This is a genomic window from Streptomyces sp. rh34 (genome assembly GCF_002551245.1).
In the GTDB taxonomy this organism is placed as follows: domain Bacteria; phylum Actinomycetota; class Actinomycetes; order Streptomycetales; family Streptomycetaceae; genus Streptomyces.
Window position 1 is genome coordinate 1 of record NZ_NTGZ01000003.1, and the last position, 12,980, is coordinate 12,980.

The window sequence follows — 12,980 nt, forward strand, 5'->3', positions numbered from 1 at the left end:
TACTCGGTGCCTCCCGTTCTCGTGAACACCGACTTCGCCTCATGACGGGCGCCTCCCAAAGACGTGAACAACCGCTGTCGTAACTCGTGAACAAAGCCAATGCCGACCTGGTCGAGGCGCTCTTCGGCCTCGCGGAGCTGGTCGATGAGGTCGGACCCGGTCTCGGCGAGGGGCTCCTCGGTGAGGTGCGCGAGGTTCGTGGCGTGCCGGGCGATCAGCTCAGCGATCGAAGTGGGCGGCGTGGTCGCCATCCGGGCGAGGTGGTCGAGAGCGCGTTGCAGGAGAGGCCGGTGGGCGGCGTACAGGGTGCGCCCGGCGGCGGTGATCGTCGCGTCGAGCTGCTCGATGCTGACAAAGGGCCACCACGTGGCGTCCAGCGCGTCGCTGGCACCGATGGCGGTCACCGTAGTGGGGAGCTGGTAGAGCGCGGAGGTCGAGGACACCCAGGCGCAATCCGTGTTGCGCCAGTCGTCCACGACCTGTCGACCGAGGATCACCGGCACGTGGTCGGAGAGGTCGACGCCGGTTTCCTCACGCAGCTCGCGAACGAGGGCGGCCGGGGCGGTCTCGCCCGGATCGACCATGCCCCCGGGGATGGCCTCCACGTGGATGTCGTCGCGGGTGATCAGCAGCAGTCGGCGCTTCTGGCCGGTGCCCGCGACCACGATCGGGTCGGCGGCCGCGTTTTCGCCCCACTTGCCAAGGTTTCGGCCGGTGTGGCCGGTGCGCCCGTGCGGGTTCAGCGGCCGGCCCTGCCCGTCGAGCTGGTAGGGGACGAGCGCGTCGGCCTGGCGGCGCTCCCAGTCGCGTACGTCGGTCGGGCTGGGGGCGGCTTCGGCCCAGTCGGGCACGTGGCGGGCCAGAGCCGCGGGGAGCAGTGCGGGGGGTGTGACGTCGGTGGGCGTGTACTGCGGCCAGCTCACCGACCAGTCGCGCAGTGCAGCGGGGACGGCCCCGACGGTCTCGGTGGTCGCGGTGGTGTTGCTCATATGGGGTTTCTCCGTCAGTTGGGTCAGGCGGTGACGGCCGACGCGGCGTCGAGGCGGACACCGCGCAGCGCGTCGAGGACGTACGGGCTGAGCCGGGTCTGGTGCTGGGCGGCGACGGTGAGCTCGGCGGCGCGGGAGCGGGCGTAGTCGACCGCGTCCTGACTGAAGTCGGTGGCGGCGAGAATCCGTTCGACGGTGTCGGTGGCCAGCTGCTCGGCCCAGCGCTGGGCGGCGGACTCGCGGCGGGCGTAGGAGGTCATGTCGGCCACCGCCTGCGCCCACTCCCCGCGGCCGATGTCCCGGGTCCCGCACAGGCGCCAGTTCCAGCGCCGCTCCTCCATGCCCTCGGGGTCGGCGTCCCAGTCGGCGGCCCACCGGACGGCCCGCTCGGGGATCTGCTCGTGGATGACGTCCAGGACCTCCCGGCCGCCGGCACCGAGCGCGGGCCAGGGGTCGGTCTCCTCCAGCACGCGGATCTGGTGGGCGACCAGCCGGTAGGAGAAGTGCTGGTGGCTCCAGTTCCCGGCGTCGCCGACCGGCTCTGCGATCCAGAGCCGGACCGGCCAGATGGCGGGCCAGATGCCGGTGTCCTCCAGGACCTCGCCCACCCGCTTGACCATGCGGAAGTACGAGAAGCGGCTCTCGTCGAACCACTTGGTGCGGCAGGGGTTGGGGTGGTCGACGACCTGGCCGACGGCGTCGGCGACGCTGACCGGCGTTCCGGCCTGGCGGGACAGTTCGATGATCCCGTCGGCGGGGGTGGCCATGTACCAGGTGACGGGCTTGGGCGTGCGTGCCATGCGGTCCTCCAGGGACAGGTGTCGGCTGCTGAGTGCTCGTCGGTGCTTCGGGCGGGTGCGGGTCACCGGCGGGCGCCGGGGCGAGTGGTGAGCCAGGTGGTGACGGCGGCCGCGCCGATCCCGATAACTCGGTGGAGCGCTGCGTCCAGCTCCATCCATGCGCTGCCCGGCCCGTTCACCTCGCGGGTGAGCGTGCCCTTGTCGTCCATGCGGACGGCCTGGCAGTGCTCGATGTAGCCGGTCTTCTTGGTCCTCTTCGCCAGCCACAGCAGTAAGGCGCCACGGTCGATCGCGGCGTGCGTTCCGGCGTTGATGGCCGCCCCGGCGAGGAGGGCGGCCGGGGTGATCCGGTAGCCGAAGGCGCGGGTGATCGCGATGGTCGCCCCGAGCTGTACGGCGGTATAGGACGCGACGTGGCAGGCGACCGCACGCCTGCCGAGGGTGCTGGTGGTCATGGTCGGCCGGGTGGAGTTCGAGGTGGCGGGGGTGCCGTCGGCGTGGACCAGGGCGGTGCCGTACTTCCGCTTCCGCGACGCGGTCTTCGATCCCTGGGCCCAGTGGTCACAGGCGGGATGCAGCTCGCCGAAGGTCGCCAGGAGGGTTCCGAAGAGGGCCAGGCGCTCGATGGTGGGGCGGTTGGGCATGCTGGTGGTTCTCCTGATCTCGAATTGCGGGTGAAGTGAGTGGGTGGCCGGCCCTTTGCCGATGCGCGGCCACCCGGCAGCCCTCGCTCTGGCCTGCGCGGCCGGGGCGAGGGCTGTGTCACGTTCGTCGGGTACCGGCGGCTCAGGCCGTCGGGGCGCTCGCGCAGTACGGGCCGCCGGTGTCGCCACGGTGTACCGCGCGCCCGCCGGTGGGGCGTAGTTCCTGGAGGAGCTCCAGGAGGTCGTTCTCGTCCTCGAGGAGCGAGGGGACGTAGCCGTGCCCGCAGTCGCACGGCACGAGCAGGGTGAGGACGTCGCGGAAGTCACCGAGGGCGGGGATGGTGTGGTGGAGCCACAGCCCGCCGTCGAGGTAGGCCACCGCGCTGAGCTGCAGGCCGTGGTCCCGCAGGGCCGGGAAGCCGGTCCACGCGTCGTGGTCGACCGCCCGGCCCAGAGTGTTCGGGTAGGCGGAGTAGACGTGGTCGGCGGCCGCGGTCGCCGCCATGTCGCGCTCCTCGTCCTGGACGATGCGGGCGGTCTGCTGCGCGGCGGTGGTGATGTCGAACAGCAGCGCCAGCGGGGAGCCGGCGGCGGGCGGGGTGAGGGTCTCGGTCATCGTGTGCTCCTTCGAGAAGTGGTTGCTCAGGCGGCGAGCCGGTGCGTGACCGGCGTGGTGGTGGTGTGGACGTAGGTGCCGGGGGTGGGTTCGTATCCCTGGGCGCAGGGGTCGCAGGAGCCCACGGTGTGTAGGGGGAGGCAGTAGTAGTACCGGCGCGAGCACTTCGAGCAGGTGCTTCGGGCGGCCATCGCGCGGTCCAGCGCCAGTTCCTGAGCGAGCGTCGGGATCCGCTTGGGGCGGGCCAGGTCGACCCGGAGCAGGAAGCCGCGGGTGGGGTGGCGGCAGGACCAGTTCGGGCGGGTGGCGCACAGGCGGCACCGCAGGATCGCGACCGGGCCCTTGTTGTCGCCGGGGCTCAGCCCCATCTCCCGCAGAGCACGCCGTGTCACGAGGCCCTCGGGCACGGTGCCGCGGTCGTACTCGGGCAGCATCGCGTCGCTGCGGGGCACCCGCGTCACCTCGCGGCGGCGCTTGCGGCGGGTGCGCGGCATCACCGGCTCCAGATACCGGGAAGCCGGGCGGGGCGCTGCGGGCGGAGCCGGCCGATCCGGCGGCGCGGGCGGGGGATGAGCACGAGTGATCTCCTCCAGCAGGTGGGTGGACAGCACCGCGCCCCGCTGACGTCGATGCGTCGGCAGGGCGCGGGAGTGGCGGCCAGGCGGGCCGGGTGGTCTGCCCGGTACGGCGAGCACCCCGCCGGCGATGGGCTGTCCGGCGGGGTGCGGGTGCGTGGTGCGGGTGCGGTACGACTTGGAGCGGGGCGCCCGTGGGAGTGCGCGGTGATGTGACCTGTGGTCAGGGCGGCCCGTCAGTCGGTCTCGTCCGGTCGGCTGCCCAGGGCGACCTTCGAGGTCTTACCGTCCTTGATCCGGTGGATCTGTCCCTTCTTCTCCAGTTTGTTCAGCACGTTGGCGAAGGTCGACTCCGGTACCCCGCTGGCGGCGAGCAGGTGGCCGCGTTCGACGTAGTCGATGTCGTCGGGGGTGATGTCGTCGTCCTCGTCGAGCATGCTGACGTACAAGGGGTCGGACTCGTCGCGCAGCGCGGCCAGGACCTTCTCCTCCGACGTCCGCTCCCTGGGCTTCGGGAGGTCGACGCCTGGGAACGAGGTCCCCGCCTCACGTGTCCCGCCTTCGCCGTCCTTCTCCTCAAAGCCGGGGATAGGGGTCTGGGCCAGTTCCTCCATGTACGCCTCGTCGCCCCACCACGGCACGTCGACCGGGGCCATGACGTTCTCCGGGCGGATGTGCTCGGTGGCGTCCTCCAGGTTGTCGATCCGCATCATGCCCGCGCGGCCGCCCGGTGCGGCGACGTAGCCGAGGCCGAAGGTGCGGCGCGGGTCGGACTCCTCGACGGTCGGGTCGTAGACCAGTGAGTCGTCCTCCTCCGCCCACACCGCCGGGATGAGGGAGGGGTTCAGGCCTTCGAAGCCCGGGGGGAGGTCGCCGAGGTTCACCTGGTCGCTGTCGGTGCGCAGGATGATCCAGGTCCCTCCGGCCAGGAGGTTCGCGCGGATCGCCTGCTCGCTGCCGAGCTGGTCGAGGTTGACGGTCTGGTTGATCAGGACCCAGGGCATGCCCAGGGAACGGGTCAGGGAGGCGCCGTCCTTGACGATCTTCACGGCCTCCTTGCGGTTCGGTGCTCCCGGGGCCAGCATCTGAGCGGCTTCGTCCAGGATGGTGGCGCAGTACGGCCGCGTCGCGGTGGGGGCGAAGTTCTTCAGCTCCAGGCGGGCGGCCTCCTCGATCCGGTGCTGGAGAACCCACCAGGACAGCCGCATGGCCCCGAGGGCGCCGAGGTTCGTCAGGCCGCTGTAGGCGGCCATCTTCGGGATCGCGGGGTTGCTGGCGCCCTTCGGGTCGCCGTAGATCTGGGCCATCATGTTCGCGTGGTACGCGAGGCTGATCATCTGGGCGGTGCCGCCCTTGCCGGAGCCGGTCGTACCGGCGATCACGACGTGGAGGGCGCCGAGCTTCGGATCGAACAGCTGGATCCGTGCGGGGAAGCCGGAGGCGATCTTCCCGATACTGACCCAGCCGCCCGGGGTCGCGACCAGGGATTCCAGGCCGGGGAAGTCGTGACCGTTCTCCAGCGGGTTGTGGTCCATGACGCGGATGATCGCGCGCCGCGGGTCGCGCCGTCCCGGCTCGTAGGAGACGAGGTCGATGGAACGGCGCAGCGCACCGGCCAGCTCCCCGAGGTTGACGACGCGGGGGAGTGCGTCGAGGTCGTCGTCGGCGATGACGCGGGCGACCTGGCCGCCGGTGTGCTCGTCCGGGCGGACCTCTTCCAGGTGGGTCTTCGGGAGGATCCGCGCCCTCACCCGCTTCCAGGCTCCTTCGAGGGTGGAGGGGTCCAGTTCGGCGCGCTGGGTGTACCAGACGGTGATGAGGGCCTCGCCGGAGTGCGTGCCGAACTTCAGGTCGATGTGATCGACGGAGCGGCCGAAGAGGCTGGAGACGGACTCCTTCGACACGTTCACGGAGTCGCCCAGGGCCGCGGTGATCCGCCCCTCCCAGCGGTCCGGGTAGATCACGACGTCGGAGAGGACCTGGTTGCGGTGGCGTCCCGTCTTCGGGTCGCTGATGACTCGGCCCCAGGCCGCGATCATCTTGTCGGCGAGCGACACCGGGGCGGGGTCACCGGTGTTCGCCGGCCCCGGTGCGGCCGGTGCCGACTGCCCCTGGACCGTGACCGTGCGGTGGCCGAAGACGCGGCGCAGGCGCCAGCCGGTGAAGCCGACCGCGGCCCACCACCCCAGCGACAGGATCCCGGGAACGGTGACCGGCTCCAGGAACCCGGCCATCAGCGCTTCGGACGCGTCGGCGCCGCCCAGCTGCCCCAGGGCCAGGCTCATCCCGGTGGTGATCGTGGAGATCCCCAGGGTGTCGCGGTGCGCCCGCGCGATGTCGATCCCGGGGAGCTGGGAGGCCCAGCGGCCCAGACGGTTCATGTAGTTAGCGCCGGTGAACGTGGCACCGGCCAGGAACCCGGCTCCGGCGTAGACCGCCGCGCTCGGGTCGAGGAGGGGGGCGAGGAGGCCCACCCCGACGGGGAGAGCGATCTGGAGTGCCGCGGCGGCCCGCTCCGCCGGCTCCGCGTTCGGCACCGTCCTGGTGAGGGTGGGCGTGGACATGGGGGGTCTCCTGTCTGAGTTCTGGGTGGTGCACAGGGGCGCGGCCGGCCCCCGGGGGTGTGATCCCTCCGGGGGCCGGCCGCGCCGGTGATGGGTGGTGCTACTCCTGCTCGAACCAGTCGCGGCTGACCTGCTCCAGGTCTGTCACGTTGGAGCGGTCGAACGCCTCCTGGAAACCGGCGTGGGTGGTGCGGGCCTGATCACCGGCCGCTTTAGCGGCCTTCGCGGTGTCGGCCGTCCTCGACGCGTAGGTGATCGCGCCCTCCGACACGCCGCGGATGATCTTCGCGAGTTCCTGGCACTCGGCCAGGGAGTCGCGGTCGACGCTCTTGGCTCCGAGCGCGTCCGCGTCGGAGGCGGTGTCGTCGGCGAGCTCCTTGATGTTCTCCGCGGCCTTCTTGACGCCCTCGGCGTTGCGGGCCAGGGCCTTCTCCTTGGCCTCGGTCTTCCGGACGAGGGCCTTGTACGTCAGCTCCGCCATGATCGGCTCTCCTTCTGGTCCTACGCGGCGGTCGCGTAGGAGCCCTTGTCGTTGTAGAACCGGAGCTCGGCGGGCTTCGTCTCGTCGCTGTCCACCACCGCCTTGTACAGCGGCGCGTACCGGGTCCCGATGTTCGTCAGGACGACCCTGCACATCTCCGCCGCCCGCTGCGCGCGCTTGCGGAGTTCGGCGGCCTCCGTCGCCTGGGCCTTCGCGCTGTCGGCGAGCCGCGACAGCTTCGCGGCGAGCTTCTCCCCGCCCTTGACGGCCTTCGCCTGCTCGGCGAGCTGCTGGCAGTCCCTCGACTCGTCCTCCGCGGCGGCCTCCAACGACTTGCACGCGTCGGCCACCTTTACGAGGTGGTTCTCCTTGGCCTCCAGCTTCCGTTCGTACTGCTTGAAGTTCCGCAGCTCCTTCCGGCTGACCGACCCGGCTGCGCCCTCGGTGCCCAGGGTCAGCGTGTTCGGGTCGATCTCCTTGACCAGGAGGGGCTTCACGTCGGTGCTCATGCCGTCGTCCTTCTCATCCGGCGGGGCGATGACGAGCGTCTGACCATCGGGTCCGGCGACCTTCGTCCCCTGCTGCTGCGGGTCGTCCTTCTTCGGGTCCTGCTGCTTCGCCTTGTGCTGGTCGTGGGCCTTGTCGAGGCGGGCGTGCTCCTTGCCGTTCTCCTCGCGCTTGTCCTGGTAGCCGTCCTTCGCGCCCTTCGCGTACGCCTGCACGTGGTCGACCACGTTCCGGACAGCGGAACCGTCGCCGTGCCCCGTCTCCCGCGACCGCTGGAGCGGAGTCCGGCTCTCCGTACCGGTCGAGCCGCCGCCGGCGGAGCCGCTCTTGCCGTCCTTGCCGCTCGTGCCGAACTTGCCGGTGCCGCCGCTGGAGCCGGACTTGCCGCCGCTTCCCGCGGAGCCCGACCCCGGGCTGCCGCCGCGCTTCTCCATGTCGGCCTTCGGGCCGCCCTTCGGACCCTTGCCCGTGCCGTCCTTCGGGCTCTGGTCCTTGCCGTCCTTGGTCTTCGAGTCGGGGGAGCGACCGCCGGACGAGCCGCCCGATCCCGATCCGCCGCCGGTTCCGGAAGCCCCGGTCTTTCCGTTTCCCCCGGGCTTTCCGTTTCCGCCATCCTTTCCACTGACTCCGGAATTCCCTGCGAAACCGCCCCCCTTTCCCTTGCCCGCCGATTCGTCCGGCTTTTGAGCGCCGGAATTCTTGGGCGAAACACCGCCGGAATTGCCGCCGGAGCCGCGACTCTTTGCGGATTCGCCGCCATTATTCGAACCGGAAGATCCACGACCGCCGGAGCCGTTGCCGCCATTGGATCCGGAAGAACCCCGACCTGCGCCTCCGGGCCCGGCACCGCTTCCGCCACGCCCGGTACCTACGGAGCCGTTTCCGCCGGAATTCCTACCCGAACCACCAGTATTTTTCCCGGTAGATCCCTGACCCCCGCCTCCGGTCCCTCCGGAACTGCTTCGGGTGGGGATTCCGGAAGACTTCATGACCGTGGTGGTCCTGGTTTCCTTCACCTGATGTGCGGCAGCCTGGGCCTTTGCCACGTCGAGCCGCTTGTTGGCCGCTCCGCCACCTTTCGCCCAGCGGGTCGCACCTGCACGGAGCAGCGTTTTGATCACGCCCTCCTTGTGCCGGGCACCGGCCGCGTCGGAGTCGGCGCCGACGAGGTCCTCCGGTGCTCTGACCGCGCTGGTGAAGCCGGGGGAGGAGCGGTCCACCGCGCCGTCGGGGTCCGCCTTCGCGGCCGGGGCGTCACCCTCCGGCCGGGCCCCGGCCCCGGGCGCGGTGACGGGCCGGGCCGGTTCTACCGCGGCCATCAGGGCGGCCATGATGCCGGTGTCTCCGGCTGGTGCCGGGACGCTGCCGGCGGCGGCCGGGGCGGGCGGATCAGGGGGTCCTGCGGGTACCGGGGGCACCGTATCGGTCGCCATCTCTTCCTCACTTTCCGTGATCGTCGATGGTTCCTCACTCCTCACTCCCTGGCGGAGAACGCCATATCCAGACCCTCACGGGGCGTCTGAACGGCTGTTCTCCGCCAGGGAGGAATGAGTAATTAATCACCTTGAGTGACTAGGCGTCGGCCTTCTTGCCCTTGCGTGCGAACACCGCGAGGGCCAGGGCGCCGCCGGCGACGAGCCCGAGCAGGGCGGGGGAGTTGACCCCACCGCCGTCTCCCCGGCCCGCTTCGCCGCTCGTGTCGCGGGCACTGCTGGCAGCCGCCATGTCGGAGCCGTCGGCGGTCTCGTACTGGTGCTTGCAGTCCGCCACGACCGCGCTCTTGGACGGCGTGCCGTACTTCTTGTGGACCACGGCGAAGGTGTCCTTCACGCACTGGTCCAGGGCCGCCTGGACCTTGGCGGCGGAGCTGGACGCGGCCTCCATGTCGGCGACCGCCTTGTCGTTCCGAATCTTCATTTCCTCCAGCTCCAGCCGCTTCATCTGGAGCTGGAGGGCAGCGGCCTCCTTCTCGTCCTTCGCGACAGTTGCGGAATGGACCTGGAACCAGATGGTCCCGCTGCCGACGATCGCGACCGAGGCCACCGCGACAGCAACCTTTCCACGGCGGGTCAGACCGGCCTTCTTGTGCTTTTCCACCGGGGTGCCGTACGGCCCTTCATCGGCATACGGAGAGGCGTCCAGATTACTGTTTCCGAAGTTCATTCCGGTCGCCAATCCGGCCTCAATTCCCTCGAAAGCTCTCTCTTCTTCCGGTGTCATTTCAGTCTCCGTTCTTTCGCGCCATGTCAGAGGCTGCAGAAATCGTAGCCTCCACACCCCGGAAGGTGTTGTGGGGGAGGTCATTCCATTCCCAGAACCGCATAGTCACGCCTTGGCGGGACAGTTGCGTCTGGAGGTAATTCACGGCCTTTCCCCGATCGATCGCGGTCACATGCCCGGTGGATTCCAGAAAGGTCTGGGCGCCCCTGAGACACATGCGTCCGGTAGGGGAGAAATCGAAGGACTGGCACCAGCCGTAGCGGGTGAGGACCTCGATCACCTGGGTCAGGTGAAACGACGGCTTCAACGGGCGCGGCTCCTGCCAGAGCCCCAGGTCAGCCATAGCGGACCGGATCCCCTTCGGGATCATGCGCTGACCCCAGGTCGGGGGCTCGGGCGCCCAGATCTCCAGGGCCTGCGGGATCACGGCGGGCGGTGCCGGCGGGGACTCCGGCGGCGCCGTCGTGCGAGTGAAGCGCCCCGACGCCGGGGCGGCCCCGCTCGTCGTGGGTGTCATGCTGCGCTCCTTCCGTACATCGGGGGAAGCCGAAGGCCCCGCGTGACGGGGGCCTTCGCGCCTGATCGGTTCAGGCGGGTGTCCGGATGCGGATCGGGCACCTTCGTCTGCCACCAGGACTTCGTCAGAGGTACTGGTGGCAGGTGAAGAAGCCGGATTCCGGCGACATGTGGAAGCGCCCCCGGGACGGGAGCAGAGCTGCTGTGCTCGGTAGCGGTGAGGGCCAGCCCACTTCGGATGTGCTGGCCCTCACTGCTGTGTGCCCGTGGACGAATGCGCAGGTCAGGGGCGGTAGCCGTTGGCGATGAGGATCGCGGCTTCCTGGCGGTACTTGGAGGCGGTGTCGGTGGAGGACACGTCGCACTCGCGCTGGACGTCGGTGATCGAGACACGCGCGTTCAGCTCGTCCTGCACGTCCTCCGGGGCCAGGCCGTCGGGAAGGAGGCCGGCGGTGAGGGCGAGGCGTGCGACCTTGCGCACGGAGCGCTCGCGCGGGCTGAGCTTGGCCTCGTCCTCGATTTCGACCGCGCGCCGCTCGATTTCGGCAGCAGCCCGATGCGTTTCGGCAGCAGCCTTCGCCGTTTCGGCGGCAGCCTTGCGGGCGGCCTCGGCACTGACTTCGGCGCGTGCCTTCCGCTTGATCTCCTCAGCCTCCTTCCGTTCCGTTTCGGCAGTAGCCCGACGCGTTTCGGCGGCAGCCGCTTCGATTTCGGCGGCGGCCTGGTCGGCTTCGGCTGTGGCCTGGCGAGCTTCGGCGATGGCCTGGGTCTCGACCGCCTGCGCTTCGGCCGCAGCGGCTCTGTCCGCCTCCGCCGCCTCCTTCCGCTTCTGCGCCGCCTGCCGTTCCAGCTCGGCCGTACGGAGGTCAGCGTCGGCCGTCGCCTCGCGGGCTTCGGCCTCCTCACGCTCGGCCTCGGCCACGCGTGTGCGGGCCTCGGCCTGGACCGCGGTCTCCAGCGCCGCCTCATCCTGGGCGGCAGCCTTCTCGGCGGCGCTGATCTGCGCCTTGGAGTGCGCCCGGGCCATCCCCTTCTCGCTGTCCACCCGGGCCCGGACCGATTCGAGCTGGCCGTCCGCTTCCAGGCGCTCGGCCTCGGCCCGGTTCTCCGCGAGCTTCTGGCGTGTCGTCGCCTCCCGGCGCCGCCGCTCGGCCTCCTCCGCCCGCTTCTCCGCCTCGGCTTCCTGCTGGTCAGGCATGGCGAGGGCCTCGCTGACGGTGTAGCCGTAGGGGGCCATCTTCATCGGCAGCCGCTCGTCGTCAGTGGCCTTGGACAGGTCTCCGTTGTACTTGCGCTTGAGCCACTGCTCGTAGGCGAGGAGGTCCTGCTCGCGGCGGACCATCTCCGGGTAGGAGGACACCCCCCACAGCCGCATCCTGCGGTAGATCCGGGGAGTGGCGACCGGAGCCAGGACCCAGCGGATCAGCGGGATCGCGTCGCGGCCCTCCCGGTCGGGGCGCACGATCCGGTCGATCGCGTCACGGCCGACCTCTACGATCATGATGAAAAGGACCGGGACGACGCCGTGCGCGAACGCGGCAACGTAGTCCAGCAGCTCCCACTGCTTGTCCTTGGGCGTGGCCGAGGCTGCGTTGAGAACGACGGTTGCGCTGGTCAGGAGCCATACCGGGTAGCGGACCCAGGTGATGGGGCGCTTGAGCCAGGCCATCAGGAGGTCGACGGCGATCATCACCATGATGCCGACGTCGACGCCGACGGCGAACAGCTGGCCCTTGTCCAGCGAGCCGAAGCGGAGCTCCTTGTGCGCGAAGCTCGCGACGTGCGCGAACGACAGGTACAGGCCGATCCCGGCCAGGATCAGCGCGGCGGCCACGATGCCGCCGATCGCGAGCTTCTGCAGACCCGTCAGCGGTTCGCGCCCGGAGGTGGAGCCGGTCTCGTCCGGATTCCGCTTCTGCGTCTCCGAAACGAAATCCGGCGTCTCCGAAACGGTGCCGGGTGCTGCCGAAACAGCGGCCAGTGTCTCCGAAACGACAGTCGGTGCGGGCGAAACGGGGTCGGGGACGGCCGCGGTGCGCGGCCACTCAGTGATCGTCATCAGGGCCTCCGGAATGAGGGGTTCAGGGCGTGAACGAAACGGCGGGCGCTGCCCCCGAAACGCGGGCGGCTGCTCCCGAAACGGGGTGCGGTGGAACCGAAACTGGGGTTCGTGCGGCTCACCGGCCGTGGTCCGGAACTCCGTCTCCGCCCGGTCCAGCGCGGCGGGAGCACCGGTGCCTGGGGGAGGGCGGCCGGTGCTCCCGAAACGCGGGCGGGCGGAGACGAAACGCAGGCCGGGTGGAAACGAAATGCTGGGCGCGGTCAGGCGGCACGCTCCGGCGCAGGGCCGTAGGTGCGAGCGAAAAGAGCGCCGGCGGTGAGGAGCGCGGTGATGTCCGCGAAGGTGCGGTTAAGACGCTCCGACCAGTACCCGAATCGGGCGGACGGGTGCCCGGTCAGGGCAACGACGACCAGATCCAGCACGTCACCCGCGATGCGGCCGGTGTCGGGGTCGCCGTCCGCAGTCCTCGCGACACGGTTCAGCGCGTCACCGGCGGTGAGCCTGCCGCTGGCGGAGCGCTCTTCCTCGCGGATGTAGTCCAGGAGCTGGCGGAGCATGGTCTCGGTGGTCGCGGCGGCGTCGGCCTCGGCGAGCTGGGCGGGCGTCGGCGGGGTCCAGATGCGGTCCCAGCCGTTCGTGGCCAGCAGGTCGACGGTGGCCTCCAGGTGGCGGGCGACCGCCTCTCCGGTGGACTCCTCGCCCGAGGGCCCGGTCCAGGACATGTGCGGGGAGTCGGGCACGAGCCGCGCCGCCCGCTCCAGCATCTCCGTCGTGATGACCACGGCGGTAGCGGTGAAAGCCTGGGTCCGGGGCGGGGTATTGGTCTGGCTCTGGGGCATGGTGGCCTCGTTCGTCGGATGGTCCGGGCTGTTCGGCTCCCTGTCAACGCCCGTCCCGGCCGCCGTGGGGGGCGGTCGGTGCGGGCGGGTCGGGCAGCCGTCAGACCGGCGACGAGGCGCTGGTGGACCGGGCCGTCATCGACGCGTGGAGCGCGGCCATGCCGGTC

At 70.4% G+C, this 12,980-nt stretch carries 12 protein-coding genes; all 12 read right to left on the reverse strand.

Annotated elements, in window-relative coordinates; translation table 11 throughout:
• On the reverse strand, positions 1-989 hold a 989-nt coding region (locus CR470_RS01190), incomplete at its 3' end, for an NUDIX domain-containing protein (protein ID WP_107489425.1).
• Between the two features lie 23 nt (positions 990-1,012).
• On the reverse strand, positions 1,013-1,789 hold the full coding sequence (locus CR470_RS01195; RefSeq protein ID WP_097865705.1) for a hypothetical protein: 777 nt from the start codon (positions 1,787-1,789) through the stop codon (positions 1,013-1,015).
• 62 nt (positions 1,790-1,851) lie between these two features.
• On the reverse strand, positions 1,852-2,433 hold the full coding sequence (locus tag CR470_RS01200) for a hypothetical protein (protein WP_097865706.1): 582 nt from the start codon (positions 2,431-2,433) through the stop codon (positions 1,852-1,854).
• Between the two features lie 142 nt (positions 2,434-2,575).
• Positions 2,576-3,049 (reverse strand): hypothetical protein, encoded by a 474-nt coding sequence (locus tag CR470_RS01205; RefSeq protein ID WP_097865707.1) that lies wholly within the window; start codon positions 3,047-3,049, stop codon positions 2,576-2,578.
• Between the two features lie 26 nt (positions 3,050-3,075).
• The gene (locus CR470_RS01210; protein WP_257138312.1) at positions 3,076-3,543 is read right to left on the reverse strand and encodes an RRQRL motif-containing zinc-binding protein; all 468 of its coding nucleotides are present in this window, start codon (positions 3,541-3,543) and stop codon (positions 3,076-3,078) included.
• Positions 3,544-3,860: 317 nt separating this feature from the next.
• Positions 3,861-6,188 carry a hypothetical protein gene (locus CR470_RS01215; RefSeq protein ID WP_097865708.1) on the reverse strand — a complete coding sequence of 776 codons (2,328 nt, stop codon included), beginning with the start codon at positions 6,186-6,188 and terminating at the stop codon, positions 3,861-3,863.
• Between the two features lie 100 nt (positions 6,189-6,288).
• Positions 6,289-6,669, reverse strand: coding sequence for a hypothetical protein (locus CR470_RS01220; RefSeq protein ID WP_097865709.1), 381 nt, complete (start codon positions 6,667-6,669; stop codon positions 6,289-6,291).
• Between the two features lie 20 nt (positions 6,670-6,689).
• Positions 6,690-7,610, reverse strand: a complete 921-nt coding sequence (locus tag CR470_RS01225; protein ID WP_257138314.1) for a hypothetical protein — start codon at positions 7,608-7,610, stop codon at positions 6,690-6,692.
• A gap of 1,138 nt (positions 7,611-8,748) precedes the next feature.
• Positions 8,749-9,273: a hypothetical protein gene (locus CR470_RS01230; RefSeq protein ID WP_257138315.1), complete on the reverse strand. Its 525-nt coding sequence runs from the start codon at positions 9,271-9,273 to the stop codon at positions 8,749-8,751.
• Positions 9,274-9,397: 124 nt separating this feature from the next.
• A complete protein-coding gene (locus CR470_RS01235; RefSeq protein ID WP_257138316.1) occupies positions 9,398-9,913 on the reverse strand; it encodes a DUF6197 family protein in 516 nt (171 codons plus the stop codon).
• Positions 9,914-10,195: 282 nt separating this feature from the next.
• Positions 10,196-11,971 (reverse strand): DUF2637 domain-containing protein, encoded by a 1,776-nt coding sequence (locus tag CR470_RS41065; protein WP_097865711.1) that lies wholly within the window; start codon positions 11,969-11,971, stop codon positions 10,196-10,198.
• Positions 11,972-12,234: 263 nt separating this feature from the next.
• On the reverse strand, positions 12,235-12,813 hold the full coding sequence (locus CR470_RS01245) for a DUF6197 family protein (protein ID WP_097865712.1): 579 nt from the start codon (positions 12,811-12,813) through the stop codon (positions 12,235-12,237).
• Positions 12,814-12,980 lie beyond the last annotated feature (167 nt).

What these genes read in the sequence shown, in the direction of transcription:
- CR470_RS01220 (WP_097865709.1), bottom strand. Translation starts at nt 6,669, where the DNA reads ATGGCGGAGCTGACGTACAAGGCCCTCGTCCGGAAGACCGAGGCCAAG.
- CR470_RS01200 (WP_097865706.1), bottom strand. Translation starts at nt 2,433, where the DNA reads ATGCCCAACCGCCCCACCATCGAGCGCCTGGCCCTCTTCGGAACCCTC.
- CR470_RS01235 (WP_257138316.1), bottom strand. Translation starts at nt 9,913, where the DNA reads ATGACACCCACGACGAGCGGGGCCGCCCCGGCGTCGGGGCGCTTCACT.
- CR470_RS01195 (WP_097865705.1), bottom strand. Translation starts at nt 1,789, where the DNA reads ATGGCACGCACGCCCAAGCCCGTCACCTGGTACATGGCCACCCCCGCC.
- CR470_RS01205 (WP_097865707.1), bottom strand. Translation starts at nt 3,049, where the DNA reads ATGACCGAGACCCTCACCCCGCCCGCCGCCGGCTCCCCGCTGGCGCTG.
- CR470_RS01245 (WP_097865712.1), bottom strand. Translation starts at nt 12,813, where the DNA reads ATGCCCCAGAGCCAGACCAATACCCCGCCCCGGACCCAGGCTTTCACC.
- CR470_RS01210 (WP_257138312.1), bottom strand. Translation starts at nt 3,543, where the DNA reads ATGCCGCGCACCCGCCGCAAGCGCCGCCGCGAGGTGACGCGGGTGCCC.
- CR470_RS01225 (WP_257138314.1), bottom strand. Translation starts at nt 7,610, where the DNA reads ATGGAGAAGCGCGGCGGCAGCCCGGGGTCGGGCTCCGCGGGAAGCGGC.
- CR470_RS01215 (WP_097865708.1), bottom strand. Translation starts at nt 6,188, where the DNA reads ATGTCCACGCCCACCCTCACCAGGACGGTGCCGAACGCGGAGCCGGCG.
- CR470_RS41065 (WP_097865711.1), bottom strand. Translation starts at nt 11,971, where the DNA reads ATGACGATCACTGAGTGGCCGCGCACCGCGGCCGTCCCCGACCCCGTT.